General features: G+C 71.4%; 18 protein-coding genes. 3 read left to right on the top strand and 15 right to left on the bottom strand.

All coding sequences use genetic code 11. The features are described from left to right. Positions 1–395: TCP-1/cpn60 chaperonin family protein (locus ABF401_RS12190; RefSeq protein WP_353509834.1), on the bottom strand; the 395-nt coding region annotated here is incomplete at its 3' end. Positions 396–512: 117 nt separating this feature from the next. Further along, entirely contained in the window at positions 513–809 is a 297-nt protein-coding gene (gene groES, locus ABF401_RS12185) for a co-chaperone GroES (protein ID WP_041308421.1), read from the bottom strand. Between the two features lie 252 nt (positions 810–1061). Between groES and ABF401_RS12180 the strand changes: the two genes are divergently transcribed. Continuing rightward, the gene (locus tag ABF401_RS12180; RefSeq protein WP_353509833.1) at positions 1062–2300 is read left to right on the top strand and encodes a class I SAM-dependent methyltransferase; all 1239 of its coding nucleotides are present in this window, start codon (positions 1062–1064) and stop codon (positions 2298–2300) included. Here the strand turns inward: ABF401_RS12180 and ABF401_RS12175 are convergent, their stop codons facing one another. The 4 genes from ABF401_RS12175 to ABF401_RS12160 all read right to left on the bottom strand — a co-directional run bounded on the left by ABF401_RS12175 (position 2301) and on the right by ABF401_RS12160 (position 5327). Continuing rightward, positions 2301–3131 (bottom strand): DUF427 domain-containing protein, encoded by an 831-nt coding sequence (locus tag ABF401_RS12175; protein ID WP_353509832.1) that lies wholly within the window; start codon positions 3129–3131, stop codon positions 2301–2303. 13 nt (positions 3132–3144) lie between these two features. Continuing rightward, positions 3145–3969 carry a ribokinase gene (locus ABF401_RS12170; protein ID WP_353509831.1) on the bottom strand — a complete coding sequence of 275 codons (825 nt, stop codon included), beginning with the start codon at positions 3967–3969 and terminating at the stop codon, positions 3145–3147. Next, positions 3969–4958 carry a nucleoside hydrolase gene (locus ABF401_RS12165; protein WP_353509830.1) on the bottom strand — a complete coding sequence of 330 codons (990 nt, stop codon included), beginning with the start codon at positions 4956–4958 and terminating at the stop codon, positions 3969–3971. Before ABF401_RS12165 ends, ABF401_RS12170 begins: the two co-directional genes overlap by 1 nt. Before the next feature lie 174 nt (positions 4959–5132). Then, on the bottom strand, positions 5133–5327 hold the full coding sequence (locus tag ABF401_RS12160; protein WP_353509829.1) for a hypothetical protein: 195 nt from the start codon (positions 5325–5327) through the stop codon (positions 5133–5135). Here ABF401_RS12160 and ABF401_RS12155 point away from each other — a divergent pair. Then, complete coding sequence (locus ABF401_RS12155; protein ID WP_353509828.1) at positions 5293–6315, top strand: glycoside hydrolase family 3 N-terminal domain-containing protein; 1023 nt, start codon at positions 5293–5295, stop codon at positions 6313–6315. The genes ABF401_RS12160 and ABF401_RS12155 overlap by 35 nt on opposite strands. A gap of 20 nt (positions 6316–6335) precedes the next feature. Here ABF401_RS12155 and tsaD read toward each other — a convergent pair whose 3' ends face one another. Genes tsaD through ABF401_RS12135 form a run of 4 tightly spaced genes read right to left on the bottom strand, consistent with a single transcriptional unit; the run spans position 6336 to position 9168 of the window. Further along, positions 6336–7382 carry a tRNA (adenosine(37)-N6)-threonylcarbamoyltransferase complex transferase subunit TsaD gene (gene tsaD / locus ABF401_RS12150; protein WP_353509827.1) on the bottom strand — a complete coding sequence of 349 codons (1047 nt, stop codon included), beginning with the start codon at positions 7380–7382 and terminating at the stop codon, positions 6336–6338. Then, on the bottom strand, positions 7375–7839 hold the full coding sequence (gene rimI / locus ABF401_RS12145; RefSeq protein ID WP_353509826.1) for a ribosomal protein S18-alanine N-acetyltransferase: 465 nt from the start codon (positions 7837–7839) through the stop codon (positions 7375–7377). The genes tsaD and rimI overlap by 8 nt, the downstream gene beginning before the upstream one ends. After that, entirely contained in the window at positions 7836–8540 is a 705-nt protein-coding gene (gene tsaB, locus ABF401_RS12140) for a tRNA (adenosine(37)-N6)-threonylcarbamoyltransferase complex dimerization subunit type 1 TsaB (protein ID WP_353509825.1), read from the bottom strand. Before tsaB ends, rimI begins: the two co-directional genes overlap by 4 nt. Before the next feature lie 49 nt (positions 8541–8589). Next, positions 8590–9168, bottom strand: a complete 579-nt coding sequence (locus ABF401_RS12135; protein WP_353509824.1) for a hypothetical protein — start codon at positions 9166–9168, stop codon at positions 8590–8592. A 424-nt stretch (positions 9169–9592) separates the two neighbouring features. Here ABF401_RS12135 and ABF401_RS12130 point away from each other — a divergent pair, with 424 nt between their 5' ends. Beyond that, positions 9593–10846, top strand: coding sequence for an apiosidase-like domain-containing protein (locus ABF401_RS12130; protein ID WP_353509823.1), 1254 nt, complete (start codon positions 9593–9595; stop codon positions 10844–10846). 72 nt (positions 10847–10918) lie between these two features. Here the strand turns inward: ABF401_RS12130 and tsaE are convergent, their stop codons facing one another. The 5 genes from tsaE to ABF401_RS12105 all read right to left on the bottom strand — a co-directional run bounded on the left by tsaE (position 10919) and on the right by ABF401_RS12105 (position 15801). Further along, complete coding sequence (gene tsaE, locus ABF401_RS12125) at positions 10919–11383, bottom strand: tRNA (adenosine(37)-N6)-threonylcarbamoyltransferase complex ATPase subunit type 1 TsaE (RefSeq protein WP_353509822.1); 465 nt, start codon at positions 11381–11383, stop codon at positions 10919–10921. Beyond that, entirely contained in the window at positions 11373–12671 is a 1299-nt protein-coding gene (locus ABF401_RS12120) for an alpha/beta fold hydrolase (protein WP_353509821.1), read from the bottom strand. Before ABF401_RS12120 ends, tsaE begins: the two co-directional genes overlap by 11 nt. Continuing rightward, a complete protein-coding gene (gene alr, locus ABF401_RS12115) occupies positions 12668–13831 on the bottom strand; it encodes an alanine racemase (protein WP_353509820.1) in 1164 nt (387 codons plus the stop codon). The genes ABF401_RS12120 and alr overlap by 4 nt, the downstream gene beginning before the upstream one ends. 141 nt (positions 13832–13972) lie before the next feature. Beyond that, positions 13973–15451 carry a bifunctional ADP-dependent NAD(P)H-hydrate dehydratase/NAD(P)H-hydrate epimerase gene (locus tag ABF401_RS12110; RefSeq protein WP_353509819.1) on the bottom strand — a complete coding sequence of 493 codons (1479 nt, stop codon included), beginning with the start codon at positions 15449–15451 and terminating at the stop codon, positions 13973–13975. Beyond that, a complete protein-coding gene (locus ABF401_RS12105) occupies positions 15451–15801 on the bottom strand; it encodes a holo-ACP synthase (RefSeq protein WP_353509818.1) in 351 nt (116 codons plus the stop codon). Before ABF401_RS12105 ends, ABF401_RS12110 begins: the two co-directional genes overlap by 1 nt. Between the last annotated feature and the right edge of the window lie 11 nt (positions 15802–15812).

The following is a 15812-nucleotide window of genomic DNA, read 5'->3' as shown; positions in this document are numbered from 1 at the left end:
TCGAGCAGGCGGTCGTTGACCGCGCTCACGGCCTTGTCCATGCCGCGCTTGAGGGCGGCAGGAGCGGCGCCGGCGGCGACGTTGCGCAGGCCCTCCTTGACCATCGCCTGGGCGAGGACCGTCGCGGTCGTCGTGCCGTCACCGGCGATGTCGTTCGTCTTGGTGGCGACCTCCTTGGCGAGCTGGGCGCCGAGGTTCTCGTAGGAGTCCTCGAGCTCGATCTCGCGGGCGATCGTGACGCCGTCGTTCGTGATGGTGGGGGCGCCCCACTTCTTGTCGATGACGACGTTGCGGCCCTTGGGGCCGAGCGTCACCTTGACGGCGTTGGCGAGCGCGTCGACGCCGCGCTCGAGCGACTTGCGTGCGGAGTCGTCGAACTCCAGTTGCTTGGCCATGGTGTTCCTTCTGGCTGGTGATGCGCGTAACGGTGGGCGAACGAGCCGCACCCCGGCACGACCCCGAGGGGCGTCACCGGGGTGCGGTCAGAGCATGTGGTGCAGCGAGGTCGACGCTCAGCCGACGACGGCGAGAACGTCACGGGCGGAGAGGATGAGGTACTCCTCGCCGCCGTACTTGACCTCGGTGCCGCCGTACTTGCTGTAGATGACCTTGTCGCCGACCTTGACGTCGAGCGGGACACGCTGGTCGCCGTCCTCGTTCCAACGGCCGGGGCCGACGGCGAGAACCTCGCCCTCCTGCGGCTTCTCCTTCGCCGTGTCGGGGATGACGAGGCCGGAGGCGGTGGTCTGCTCCGCCTCGAGGGACTTGACGACGATGCGGTCTTCGAGCGGCTTGATGGAAACCGACACGGTGGTGACCTTCCCTTCGGGATGTCGATGGATCGAGTCTTGGAAGAATGTGATCCGGACGAGATCGGTCGCCGTCGCGGGGGTCGGCCGCTCTCGCGGATCTGGCACTTTCGGGGTGAGAGTGCCAACAAGCAAAATCTAGGTTTGGAGTTAGCACTCGGTCAAGTCGAGTGCCAACACACGGGGGCTCACGGCCGTGAACGGCCTGCGCCCCGGTGCGCCAGCCGGCCCGTCGGCTGCGAGGATGCCGCCATGGACGCAGCGATGGTGGACCGCCTCGCGACCGGAGAGGGCTGGGCGCTGCTCCAGTCCCTGCCGGTCTACGACGAGTCGACCGCGCTGCCCCTGCAGGAGAGGCTGCGCGACGCCTACGACGCCGACCTCGTGGCCGCCGCCATGGCACAGTCCCGTCTCCGGGCGAAGGCGGTCGACAAGTTCGGGGACTTCGCGGCGGGCATGCTCTTCACCGCCGACGGTCTCGAGCAGGCGACCCGCCTGCCCCTCGCAGCACGCCACGCCCACCGCTTCGCGTCCGCGGAGGTGCGGGAGGTCTATGACCTCGGGTGCGGGATCGGCGCCGACGCCATGGCCTTCGCCAGCCTCGACCTCGTCGTGCGGGCGGTCGATGCCGACCCGGTGACCGCCCGGATCGCGGCGGCGAACTTGCGGCACTGGCCGTCGGCTCGGGTCACACACGCGCGCGCCGACGAGGTCCGGCTCCCGTTGGGCGAGGCGTCCCGTCACCTCGGTGTCTGGCTCGACCCGGCTCGTCGGGTCTCGGGGGTCGCCGACGCCCGAGGCCGGACGAAGCGGGTCTTCTCACTCGATGCGATCTCGCCGACGTGGGACGAGGTCCGGGGCTTCGCCGCCGACACGCCGGCGACGGGGGCCAAGCTCTCGCCCTCGTTCCCACACGCCGCCCTCCCCGAGGGCACCGAGGCCCAGTGGAGCTCCTGGGACGGCGAGGTCGTCGAGTGCGCGATATGGTGGGGGCCCTTGGCCAGCACACCCGGCCGGACCGCTGCCGTGTGCTCCACCGCAGCTACCCATGTCGTCACCGAGGCCGACGCAGCCCCGGCGTTCGCGTCCCCACCCCTGACGACCCTGGCCGGCTTGGGCGACTGGCTCTATGAGCCGGATCGCGCCGTGATCCGCGCTGGACTGACCCCGGCCCTCACCGCCGCCGTGGACGGGGCCGAGCTGGGAGCCCGCGTGGGCTACGTGACGAGCCCAGCGGCATACGCGATCCCGTGGGCGAAGCGCTACCGCGTCGTCGAGGCGATGCCGCTGTCCCGCAAGGCATTGTCGCGGTGGCTGCGAGACCGCGGCCACGACCGGGTGACGATCAAGAAGCGCGGTGTCACGCTGGACCCCGAGCTGCTGCGACGACAGTTGAAGATGACCGGCCGCGGCAGGGGCGGCTCGGAGGCGACGCTCGTGGTCACGCGGGTCGCCGGCACCCAGGTCGTCATCGTCGTCGAGCCGGCCTGACTACGACCAGGGCGTACGCGGCCGGCGTTGCAGCTCCCCGTCGACGGTCAGGTCGAGCTTCTCGGTGTAGAAGGCGATGAGGCCAGCGACCGGCACGGCGTCGTGACGCGGCTCCTCGTACGACCACGCGATGTCCGGGAGAACCGTCTCGCCGACCCGGGCGGACCAGTAGGAGGCCTCCCCCTTGTAGGCACACACGGTGTGCGAGTCGGTCCGGACGAGCAGGTCCATGGCCACGTCCTCCCGCGGCACGTAGTAGCGCGTTGGCAGCGGCGTCTCGAAGAGCAACGTCGCGCGGGTGGTGTCAGCGAGGGTGACCCCGTCGCTGGCGATGACGACGTGGCGGCTGGACCTGAGGCAGTCGATCCGGTCGAACGGGTCGCGCGGGTGACCGAGAACCGGCTCGTCCTCCTCGAACCACTGCGTGAACGCCGACCAGTCGAGCACGACGTAGCCCGCCAGGTCGTCGTCGTCGGGTCGGAAGGCAGCCCCGGGCAGGTCTCCCGAGTCGGTCCTGATCGTCAACGGCGTGCCGGGGGTGGTGTGGGCGCCGAAGGGTGTGTGCGGATCGAGGACGGGCGGGCCGTCGTCGCCCAGAGGCACCGGGCGCTCGGCGGCAGCCGCCCCCTCCGCAGGGACGAGCTCGCCGGCGACGTCCTCCTCCGGCACGGCATAGGACCCGACGACCCGCTTGGGCTCCCACACGAGCTGGACGCGGCGGCTGTCGACGATGGTGGCGCCGAGGGCGTCGGCCCGAACCCACTTGCCGACGGGGTGGACGCGGAGGTCCGGGAGAGCTCGCAGGATCACGTGCCGCATGCGAGTGGCCATGGTCCAGTGTGACTCACAATGCGGCGCCGGGCTGGGCCCCGGACCACTGGACCGCCTCGGAGCCGGCCCGGTTCGCGGCCTCGAGAGCCTCCTTGCGCGTGGTGCCTGCCGCGAGGGCCGCGGCCAGCGCGCCACAGAAGGCGTCACCGGCACCGACCGTGTCCACGACGTCGGCGTCATCGAGCCGTATGCCGCTCACCTCCTCCCCGTCCCACCTGGCCCCGGCTGCCCCGAACGTCACGAGCAGCGACGTCGGGATGAGGTCGGAGTCTGCCAGCTGGCGCATCTCCTCCTCGTTGACGATGACCGGGTCGGCGAGGGCGACGACGTCGTGCGGGAGGGGGGCGTAGGGCGCGAGGTTGATGACGACGCGAGCGCCGCTGCGGGCGGCCAGGTGTGCGGCGCGGGCGACGAGGTCTGCGGGCACCTCGAGCGAGCAGAGGAGCACGTCGCCGGGGCCGAGACGCGCCGCCGTGACCGCGGCGTCCTGCACCATGTCGTTTGCTCCGGGGACGACGACGATGGTGTTCTCCCCGACGTCGTCGACCGTGATGAACGCGGTGCCGGTCGGCGCATCGGCGCAGCTGGGCACCTGGGTCTCGATGCCGTGACGCTGCAGCCGACTCAGATACGCCGCTCCCGCGTCGTCGGCGCCGACCCGTCCGACCATGACCACCTCGGCACCGGCACGGCGCGCCGCCATCGCCTGGTTGCCGCCCTTGCCACCGGCGAACCGGCCGGCCGCCCCACCGAGGACGGTCTCCCCCGGGCGCGGGTGACGCTCGACCCGCGTCACGACGTCAACGTTGAGGGAGCCGAGGACGACGACGCGCCCCATCAGCTGGTCCCGCCGGAGCCGAGGATGGTGTCGCGCCAGAGCGCCGAGTACCGCTGGTGGTCGACGCCCAGGGCGACCCGGACCCGCACCGGCGGCTCGCCGTGCGGGTCGTGCGAGAGGTCTCCACTCCAGTCGCGCCGGTCGACGATCGTCCGGCCGCGTGACCAGTGACCCGCAAGCTCGACGCGGATCGGGAGCACCTGGGTCGTCAGTCCCTCCGGCTCGAGGACCGCGCAGACCGCGCCGGCGTCGCCGATCGTCGCCGCGTCCCGGCCGAACCGCTCGCACTGGAACTGGATGAGCCTGCCTGCGAGCTCCGCCGCACCCCGCCCACCGACAGCGACCAGCTCGTCCGCTTCGGCGGTGGCCACGACCGGGTCGTAGAACACGTCGAGGCCGTACATGGTGACCGGGATGGCCAGCTGTGCCGCGGCATCGAGCACGATCGCGGCCGCCTCCGGGTCGTGGAAGACGTTGAACTCCGCGGATGCCGTGGCGTTGCCGGTCTGCACGGCCCCGCCCATGAAGACGACCTCGGCGATCCCACGCGCGGCCGCGGGGTACGTCCGGAGCAGCAGCGCGATGTTGGTCAGCGGTGCCGTGGTGACGAGCGTGACCGTCTCGCCCGCCTCAGCGGCAGCGATGCACGTGTCTCGAAGCAGCTCGACGGCGTGCCGGGGGTCAGGCCGCAGTGTCGGCGCGGGCCAGCCGATGTCGCCCATGCCATCCTCCCCATGGACGTGCCGGGCGTCCCTCGGGTGCTCCAGCAGCGGGCGCTCCGCGCCTCGGGCGACCGGCACGTCGCTGCGGCCGGCCGCCTGCAGCACCGTCAGCGTGTTGCGGACGACGTCGTCGACCGGCGCATTGCCGCCGACGCAGGTCACCGCCCGTAGGTCGAGCCCGGCATGGGTCGCTGCCAGGAGCAGCGCGCAGGCATCGTCCACTCCGGTGTCGACGTCGAGCACGACGGGTCTTGCGGTCGGCGGCACGCGGTCAAGGTACCGCTACCGCCAAAGGTCCGGCGGGTACGGTCGTCACGTGCCTGACACCCTGACGACCCGACTGCCCCGCCTGCGGTCCACGAGGATGATCGTTGTGGCGACGGCCGTGACCCTGCTCCTGGCCGCGTGCTCGACCGCTGCTGCCCCGTCAGGATCCCCCTCTCAGCCGGAGGCATCGACAGCGACGAGACCGACCGGAGGCCCCTCGACATCCGGTTCCGCCACGACGCCGCCGCCCACACCATCCTCCCCGGGCACGTCACCGGCACCGACCGCGACGGCCCTCGGCAACGGGGCCTGCGCGTCAGCGCTGGTGGCGAAGATGTCCCGCTCCGAGCGGGCCGGCCAGCTGCTCATGGTCGGCCTCGACGTCAATGCTCGGAAGGACAGCCTGGACGCAACGATTCGCGACCGGCATCTCGGCGGGGTCATCCTCCTCGGCGGCTGGTACGACGGCGCCGATCGCGTTCGCGCCACGACCCGGCACCTCGAGTCCCTTGCCGAGGGGTCCGCAGACGATCCGGGGCTCCTGCTCGCGGCCGACCAGGAGGGTGGCAACGTCCAGCAGCTCCGGGGCGCGGGCTTCACCCGGATCCCGACCGCCCTCGCCCAGGGCGACCTCTCGCCGAGCCAGCTCGCGAAACGCGCCGCCGGGTGGGCCGCAGAGCTGCGCGGCGCCGGGATCAACGTCAACCTCGCTCCCGTCGCCGACACCGTTCCGGCCGACCTCGGGCGGGCCAACGCCCCGATCGGCCGCTGGGACCGGCAGTTCTCGAGCGACCCGACCGTGGTGGGCCGGATGGTCGGCGCGTTCATCGAGGGGATGCACCGGGGCAAGGTGGCCGCGACGATCAAGCACTTCCCTGGCATCGGCCGGATCACCGGCAACACGGACCTCACCGCTGACGGCATCACGGACCGCACGACGACCGCCTCGGACGCGTACCTTCGGCCGTTCGGCGCCGGCATCAAGGCCGGCGCGGACCTCGTCATGGTCGGTTCGGCGATCTACAGCCGGATCGACCCGGGCGTCAACGCCACGTTCTCGAAAGCCATCATCAGCGACCTGCTGCGGGGACGACTGGGCTACGACGGGGTGGTCATCACCGACGATGTCGGCGCGGCCAAGGCCGTCGCGGCAACACCGGTCGGCCAGCGCGCGACGAAGTTCGTCGACGCGGGCGGGGACATCGTCCTCACGGCGCGACCGGACACGGTGGCGACCATGCACCAGGCCCTGACCCGTCGGATGGCCGAGGACCCGGACTTCGCCGCCAAGGTCGCGGCAGCAACCACCCGGGTGATGGCCCTGAAGGTCAGGCTCGGCCTCGCGAGCTGCGGCTGACACCGCCGGGCCGAGCCGCCTCAGGACTGGACGAGCTCGACGGGCATCGACGAGTCCGTCGGCAGGCCAAGCTCGCTCGGCTCACGACCCTTGGCCACCAGCTGCGCCCCGAGCGCTGCGACCATCGCCCCGTTGTCGGTGCACAGCGCAGGCCTCGGGACGCGGAGGATGATGCCCGCCTTGGCGCACCGCTCCTCTGCGAGCGTCCGCAGCCGGGAGTTGGCCGCCACGCCTCCCCCGATGAGCAGGTGGTCCACGTCGTTGTCCTTGCAGGCCAGCAAGGCCTTCTTCGTCAGGACGTCGACGACCGCCTCCTGGAAGGAGGCCGCCACGTCGGCCACCGGCACCGGCTCCCCGGCTCGGTGACGCTGCTCCACCCATCGGGCAACCGCCGTCTTCAGCCCCGAGAAGGAGAAGTCGAAGCGGTGCCGCTCCAGGTCGCGTCCCGTCGTCAGCCCCCGCGGGAAGTCGATCGCCACCCGGTCGCCGTCGCGGGCGGCCCGGTCGATGTGGGGCCCTCCGGGGAAGGGCAGCCCCAGCACTCGCGCGACCTTGTCGAACGCCTCCCCCGCGGCGTCGTCCATCGTCGATCCCATCGAGCGCACGTCGTCCGTCACGTCGGGCACGAGCAGGAGCGAGGAGTGCCCGCCCGAGACGAGCAGGGCCATGGTGGGCTCCGGTAGCGGCCCGTGCTCCACGATGTCGACGGCGACGTGCGAGGCGAGGTGGTTGACGCCGTAGATGGGCTTGTCGAGGGCCACGGCCAGCGCCTTGGCCGCAGCCACGCCGACGAGGAGCGACCCGGCCAGACCCGGGCCCGAGGTCACGGCGATCGCATCGAGGTCCCGCAGGGCCACGCCGGCATCGCGGCAGGCTCGCTCGATCGTCGGGACCATGGCCTCCAGGTGCGCGCGGCTCGCGACCTCGGGGACCACCCCGCCGAAGCGCGCATGCTCGTCCACACTGCTTGCGACAGTGTCGACGAGCAGCGTCTCGCCGCGGACGATCCCGACGCCGGTCTCGTCGCACGAGGTCTCGATCCCGAGGACGAGCGGTTCGTCAGCCATGGATACCTCCGAGGTGCTTGCGCATGACGAGGGCGTCGATGTCGCCCGGCTGGTAGTAGCGTCGGCGCACGGAGATGACCTCGAAGCCGCTCGTCCCGTAGAGCCGCCTCGCCGCCTCGTTGTCGGCCCGCACCTCGAGCAGCAGGACCCGGGCCCCGCTGCGCTCGGCTCGCCGGACGAGCTCGTCGAGGAGCCGACGACCCAGCCCGCGGCCCTGGACGTCCGGCACCGTCGCGATGGTCATCAGGTCCGCAGCCTCGCCGGCGGAGTCGATGCCCGCGTAGCCCACGATCCGGCTGTCGTCGACAGCGACGACGTAGTCGCGCCGTGGGCGGCCCGCGAGCTCGGCCCACCACGTCTGCGCCGACCAGGCGTCGTCCGCGAAGAGCGCCACTTCGAGCTCCGCCACCGTTTCGAGGTCGGTCCACTCGAGGTCCCGCAGGATCGGCGCGCTCATCCGAGCGTCGACTTCCGGGTCGGCGGCGCGGTCGCCACGTCCGGGCGTCGCAGGTAGAGGGGCTCCAGCCCGTCGAGCGCGTCTCCCGTCGCCAGTCGGCGGCGAGCGAGGTCTGCGAGGGCGCCCGCCGACACGTCGAGGGGAAGCGGACGTATGCCGCTGGGCTCGCCCCCGTCGACGGCCGGCCTCGCGAGGTCGGCCGGGTAGAGCAGCGGCCCGCGTCCCGCCACGGGAAGCTCACGCCACGACTCGTCGAGGTCGGCGGCGCGACTGACGACGGGCCCGGCCACGCGGGTGGGGCCACGGTCGTCGAGGACGAACTCAGCGGCATACACCTCCTTGCGCCTGGCATCGGTCGCGACGAGGAGGCCACCACGGTGCCCACCCAGCCACGTGTCGTGTGCGAGGGCGTCGAGGCTGCACAGGCCGTGGACGGGGAGCCCGAGGGCGAAGGCGAACGTCCGTCCGGAGACGATCCCGACGCGCAGGCCGGTGAACGGCCCGGGACCGATCCCGACGACGACCTCGGTGACGTCGGACGGCTCGGCGCCTGCCTGGGTCAGCACAGACTGGATGTTCGGCGCGAGGTGTTCAGCGTGTGCCCGCGCATCGAGCGTCGTGGCCTCGGCCACCACTGCGTCGCCGTCATGCAGGGCAACGCCGATGGCGGTCGTGGACGTGTCGATGGCGAGGAGGAGCACGGCCGTCAGGTTATCCGCCCCGGGGTACGGACCCGAACCCGGACAGTCGTCAGGTGCGTGTCGCCGGGGTCTTCGGCTCGACTGGCGCGTGCCCCGCGGGCCCGTGCCGGCCGGCGACGCCACCGGCGAGGAAGAGCATGGCGAGGACGAGGAGCGGCACGACCACGGCGCCTGTTGACGTGCCGAGGGCGCCCTGGAGGCCGGGCCCTTCCGCCCCCCACTCGGTGAGCAGGCGCACTACGAGGAGGAGCAGCGGCACCGCCGCGACGGCGATGAGCAGCTCCCCCGCCTGCGTGGCGTACCGCTGGCCGACGACGGCGATCGGCAGCGCGAGGACGACCGCGATGACGGGAACGGTCGGCGCGTCGATGTCGACGAAGAGGGTGAGTACGGCCCAGACGGCGAAGAGCCCGATGGCCGCGACCAGCACGTGGAGCGCCCGCCGCGGCGACCGAACGGCCATGGCGGTCAGCCCGACGAGCGGTACCACCACCGCTGCCGTGAGCAGCCACGGCGCCCAACCGCTCAGGTCCTCGAACGCGTACCCGAGGGCAAAGGCAATGCCGCCGACGGCGAAGAGGGACGTGAGGACGAGCGCCACCTTGCGAAGAATCGATGCGAGTGACATGGCGAACACCGGCCTTCCGTACCTTCAGTCTCGCTTGCCGTGCGGTCGGACGTCAGGGCCGAAGGACCCGGGTCCTGGCGGTGCCCACCGAGGCGTCAGGGGCGGCGGGAGCGAGTTTGTTGCAGAAGTGTGAACGCTGCCCCTGCGGGTGACTGCCGAAGTTACCCTCGATCAGGTCGACAGCGAGGGAGACACGACGTTGCGGAAACCCAGCATCCCTACAGCATTGCGGCGTCCATTTGTTCTCGCCACGATGCTGGTCGTCGCACTGGGAGCGGCTGTCGCCCTGGGGCCGGGCTTCCTTCTTGCTGGGGAAAACGGGCAGGGAATGGCGATCCCGGACAACCCGCGGCGGGCAGACAGCCCGCCGCCGTTGACCGACCTGTCTGGCCCGACGGCGACTGAAGCACGGTACGTGACCGCCGTGAGCACTGGTGGTCGCTTCTTCGTCGATCAGCATGGTGAGCCGATCCTCGTACGAGGCGACTCTCCGTGGTCGCTCATGGTGGACGTCTCCCCCGAGGACGCCGAGCGGTACTTTGCCACCCGCGCGGCCCAGGGTTTCAACGCGGCGCTGGTCTCGCTCATCGGCTCGGGCGGCAACGGAGGGCCGTCCGACGACGGCGCAACCTACGACGGCCTGCTTCCCTTCGCGTCCGGCGACGTGCTGGCATGGAATGCCGCCTACTGGCAACGCGTGCACAGCTACCTGGTCAAGGCCGCGAATCACGGGATCACGGTCTTCCTGTACCCGATCGACGGCTGGACGATTGGCAACTCCTTTGTCCCCGAAAGTATTTCGACCTGTCGCGGATACGGTGAGAGGGTTGCCACGTACTTCGCCGCGCTGCCCAACATCGTGTGGATGACAGGTGGTGACTACTTCCCGGCAACTGACGACCTGGCCGCCGGTAGCGAGGTGGACCACTGCCTGGACGCGGCACTGCAGGGAATCCGCGACGCCGGCGACTCCCGGCCCTTCTCCATCCAGTTGAACTACGAGCGTTCCTGGTCTACTCAGAACCCGTTCTGGGCCCGTCGCGTCGACTGGAACTTCGTCTACACCTACCACCCCACCTACGAGGCAGTGCTCAAGGCCTACGGGCACCAGCCAGCCCTGCCGGCGCTGTTCGGTGAAGGCAACTACGAGGGAGAGAACAACCAAGAGGCGAGCCCTCCAACGACGGCCGAGACGCTTCGCCGACAGGTGCTCTGGGCGTTGACCTCCGGCTCGCCCGGTGACATCTTCGGCACCGACGACTGGGAGTTCCTGCCGGGATGGCAAGGCCGTCTCGAGTCGGAGTCCGTCCGTCAGATCTCCAGACTTCGGGCACTGGTCGGCGAACTTCCTTGGTGGCAGCTGGTGCCGGACGAGAGCCGGCCGATCGTGACTGCCGGCCGAGGCGAGCAGGTGACGGATGACTCGTTCCGGGACGTCCTGGACAACGACTACGTCACGGCTGCGAGCACACCGGATGCCAGGACCGCCCTCGTGTACCTCCCGACATCACGGGAGATCACCCTCGACACCAGTCGGTTCGCCAAGGAAGCCAAGGCCTACTGGATCGACCCGACCACCACCGATCGGCTGCCAACTCGGCTCGCAACTCACATGCGCCCTCCGGAACGCAACTCTGGGGGCGATACCGACTGGCTGCTGCTGCTTCAGTCCCCCTGACCCGCACGGCACCGTCAGGTCTGGCCCCACGTCGAGCGCCCTGCGTGGGTTGCCGCCGTTCGCACGTCGAGGTCAGGCGTCGAGCAGCAGGGACCCCAGTCGGTTCTCCCAGCGCTCACCGACTGGGTCGAGCCGTGCCGTGCGGACGTCTTCGCCGGTGATGGTTATCCCCAGCCGGTCGGACGAGAGCTGCTCGGCAAGACCCGCCCCCCACTCGATGATCGTGACGCTCTCGTCGAGATCGGCATCGAGGTCCAGGTCGTCGAGCTCCATCGCGCTGCCGAGACGGTAGGCGTCGACGTGGACGAGGGCAGGACCGCCGACGAGCGAGGGATGCACCCGCGCGATGACAAAGGTCGGCGACGTGACCGGTCCGCGCACGCCGAGACCCTCGGCGATGCCCTGCGTCAGGGTCGTCTTTCCGGCGCCGAGGTCGCCGGTGAGCACGATGAGGTCGCCGGCTCGTAGCAGGCGGCCCAAGCGGGCACCGAAGGCCTGCGTGTCCTCGCGGGTGGCAAGCGTTACCTCACGTCCCACTGCGGTTCTCTTCCCGCGCCCGTGCGGCGCCCTGTGCCCGGCGCAGCCTGGCCAGGGCACGAGCCCGCTCGGCCCTCACCCGCTCATCCGCCTCACGCTCCATGCGGCGCTGGCGCCGGCTCTTCGCCACGTCGGTGACGATTCGGCGCACGCGCGGCTGGCGGGACACCTCGATGTCCTCCTCCCGGGCTCGCGTCCCCTGCTCCGCCAGCTCGAGCAGGTGGGCGCTGAGCAGGTCGGGGTGCTCGAGCATGATGATGTGCCCGGCGTCGTTGACGACGATGTGCTCGGCCCCAGGTATGCCCTCGACGATGAGCTCGCTGTGCTCCGGTGGCGTGAGGACGTCCTGCTTGCCGTTGAACACGAGCGTGACGGTGTCCTTGAACTCGGCCAGCGCCGGCCGCTTGTCGAACCCGTCGAAGATGAGCAGGAAGTCCCTGATGACATCGGGCGGGGTGGTCATGAGCATGTCGGCCGTGTGACGGACGACGGAGCGCGGGACCGGTGAGGCGAAGGAGTTCTGCTCGACGAGGAGCTCCTCGAGATCACGGCCGACGCGGCGAAGCCGGACGACGAGATCCGGCCGGTCGCCCAGCGGCCCGAGAACCGTGGGACCGAGGCGCTCGAGCAGCAGCCGACCGAAGGTCGCACTCCGGCCGCCGTTGGCCAGGATGAGGCCGCCGGCGCTCGTGCCGATGAAGGCGGCACCCGCGACGCGCTCCCGGATGAAGTCGGGGTGCCGCTCGCCGAGGGCGAGCATGGTCATGCCGCCCATGGAGTGGCCGGCGAGGATGAGGCGTCCGGAGGGGGCCACCTCGTCGACAACCTGCTTGAGGTCGTCGCCGAGCTGGTTCATGACGTATGACGTCGGGTCGCCGCGGCCGGACTGGCCGTGGCCACGGTGGTCCCAGCTGACGACGCGGTAGCCGGCCGCCTTGAGCGCACGCCGCTGGTAGACCCAGGACCGCAGACTGAGGCAGTAGCCGTGGCTCAACACGATGGTCGGGAGCCGAGCAGGATCGTCTCCGCTCGTCAGCCCCTTGGCCGCCGCGGCAGCGGCCTCAGGCGCCGGGAGATCGATCTCAACGTGGAGGGCGACGCCGTCCTTCGTCAGGACCATTCGGTCCTCGTCGGGGGTGATCTCGAGCTGCTCCCTCGTCTCGAGCGCGTCCAGCGCGGCCCGATGCCGCCCGGCACGGTCGGCGGCGATGCCCGCAGCGACGCCTGCAGCGACACCGGCAGCGCCGAGCACGATGCCGAGGACCGGGTTGGGCCGGCCGTTGCTCACGCCTCCGCCCCGTCCCCGGAGCCCCCGCGCCACAGCCGGGGCACCCGCGCGCCGATCCGCGACACGATCTCGTAGCTGATGGTGTCCGTGGCGTCTGCCCAGTCCTGTGCGGTCGGCTCGTCCGGGCCCGCGCCGAACAGGGTCACGACGTCGCCGGCAACAGCCGAGCTCTCCGGACCGAGATCGACGACGAACTGGTCCATGCACACGCGACCGGCGATGGTCGTCCGGTGGTCGCCGATCCGGACCGGCCCGACGTTGGTCGCGTTGCGAGGGACGCCGTCGGCGTAGCCGAGGGGAACCAGCCCGATCTCCGTGTCGACCTCAGGGCGGTAGACGTGGCCGTAGCTGATGCCCTGCCCGGCTGGCACCCGCTTGACGAGGGCGAGCCGGGCCCGAAGCGTCATGACCGGTCGCAGGTCGAAGTCGTCGTCCATCTGTGGAACCGGCGACAAGCCGTAGATGGCGATCCCCGGACGGACGAGGTCGGCGTGTGCCGATGGGTGGACGAGCGTCGCAGCCGAGTTCGCGAGGTGCCGGACCTCGGGCCGCAGGCCGGCCTTCTCAGCGAGCGCGACGGCCTCGAAGAAGGTGTCCTGCTGGGTGAGCACCGTCGGGTGCTCGGGGGCGTCGGCGAGCGCGAAGTGCGTCCAGATCCCGACGACGGAGATCACGCCCTCGGCCTCGAGGAGACGGGCATGGTCGAGCAGGGCGGGCCAGTCGGTGCCGTAGGCCCCGCCGCGGCCCAGCCCGGTGTCCACCTTGAGGTGGACGCGGGCGGTGCGGCCCTGCTCCCGCGCGGCGGCGGCGATCGCGTAGAGCGTCCACGTCGCGGAGGCCGACAGGTCGATGTCACGGCGCACGGCACCGGCGAAGTCGCTGCCGGGCACGCTCAGCCACGTGAGCAGCCGGGTCGAGATGCCCGCATCGCGCAGCGCGAACGCCTCGGCGAACTGCGCGACGCCGAGCCAGCCGGCACCGGCCCGGACCGCGGCACGCGCCACGGGGAGCAGCCCATGTCCGTAGGCGTCGGCCTTGACGACGGCCATGAGCTCCGACCTCGGGGCGCGTGCACGCAACGTCCGAACGTTGTGCTCCAGCGCGTCGAGGTCGATCTCCGCCCAGACGGTGAGTCCAGCGGTGGGGTCAGTGGCGTTCATCGTTGCGCATCCTCGCATGTCCGGCTGCAGAGAGCAGACCCACCCCACTCCGCCCCCACGCAGACTCCTACCCTGGTCGAGGGAACAGCTTTCGGGTGGTGGAGCCGCAGCAGCAGTCCACTCGATCGGGTGGACCGGGGATCAGCTCCTGCGGAGGAGGTCGCGGATCGTCGGGCGGAGCGCCTCGGCGACAGCGAGGGCTCGCAGCGGGCCTCCCCCGGACGCGCGGTCGGCCGCCACCCCATGGACGAGTGCTGCGAGCGAGCCCGCGTCGAGCGGGTCCAGACCGGCTGCGAGCAGCGTGCCGGCCACCCCGGCGAGCACGTCGCCGGCGCCGGCCGTGGCCAACCACGCCGGGGCGTCGGCCTGGGAGCGCACCGGCCCGTGCCCATCGGGCCCAACGACGAGCGTGGTCGAGCCCTTGAGGAGGACCGTCGCCCCGGTGAGCTGCGCCGCGAGCCGGGCGTGCCGAACGGGCTCCCGCTCCACGTCCTCCCGCGTGGTTGACCCTGAAAGCCGGGTCACGAGGCGGGCCAGCTCTCCGGCATGTGGCGTGAGCAGGGTCGGGGCCGTCCGCTTGCCCGTCACGAGGTCGAGGCCGCCCGCGTCGACGACGATCGGCAGGTCGCCGGCGAGGGCGTCGCGCGCCACCCGGAGCTGGGCCTTCGCTCCCTCACCCGTCGACTCGGGGTCGAGGCCAGGGCCGACGACCCACGCCTGGACCCGGCCCTCGCCGATGACGGCTTCCGGAACGCTGCCTCGCACGAGACCCGTCGGAGTCGGTGTGCCGACGTAGCGGACCATCCCGGCACCGGACTCGACCGCGGCCGTGACGGCGAGGACCGCCGCTCCGCTGAATGTCTCGCCCCCGGCGACGACGCCGACCACGCCACGGGAGTACTTGTCGTCGGCGGGGCCCGGCACGGGCCAGAGCTCGGCCACGTCGTCGTACGTCAGCCGCTCCACCGTCGCAGCGACGTGGTCGGTCGCCAGCCCGATGTCGACGACGGTGAGCCGTCCGGTCGCCGACTCCCCGGCCGGAAGCAGGGCGGCCGGTTTGGGGACACCGAAGGTCACCGTCTCGTCCGCCCACACGGCGTCGTCGTCCGACTCGATGCCGTCGGGATCGAGACCGCTCGCCACGTCGACGGCGATGACCCAGGCGTCGTCCGCGATCGCGTCGACGAGAGCAGCCGCGCCCGGACGGAGGCCCGGCTTCCCGCCGATCCCGACGATGCCGTCGAGGACGAGGTCTGCCTCGGCAACGACCCGGGCCGCAAGGTCGGGATCCTCCCCAGCGACCAGCACGGTGGCTCCGGCAAGCTCGGCAGCCCGGAGCCCTGCACTGTGGACTCCCGATCGCCCGGACTCGGGCAACAGCACCACAGCGCAGGCAAACCCGGTATCGGAAAGGAGCCCAGCGGCATACAGGGTGTCTCCCCCGTTGTCACCCGCGCCGACGAGCGCGACGACGGTGCTCCCGTCCCGCTCCTCGAGCCTGGCTGCGGCGATCCGGGCGAGCCCTTCGGCCGCCCGGCTCATCAGTTCTCCCTCGGGGAGTCCGGCCATGGCCGCCGCCTCGGCGGCGCGCACCTCGGCGACGGCAAGCGCCCGGATCATCAGCCCTCCGCGATGACGACAGCCGACGCGACGCCCGCGTCGTGGGACAGGGACACGTGGAACCGGTCGACGCCGAGGTCGTTGGCCCGCGCCTGGACCGAGCCGCCGATCTCGAGGTACGGCCTGCCGTCATCGTTGGTGACGACGCAGGCGTCCGTCCACTGCAACCCGGCGGGGGCGCCGAGCGACTTGGCCAGTGCCTCCTTCGCCGCGAACCGCGCTGCGAGGGACGCGATCCCCAGCCCGCGCTCGTCCGTCGTGAAGAGCCGCTCCCGCAGGGCGGGGGTGCGTGCGAGGGTCTCCGCGAACCGCGCGATGTCGACGACGTCGATGCCCACCCCGACGATCACGTCAGCCCCGC

It is taken from the genome of Intrasporangium sp., from assembly GCF_040414665.1.
GTDB lineage: Bacteria > Actinomycetota > Actinomycetes > Actinomycetales > Dermatophilaceae > Intrasporangium.
This window is presented reverse-complemented; position numbering and strand designations above follow the sequence as displayed.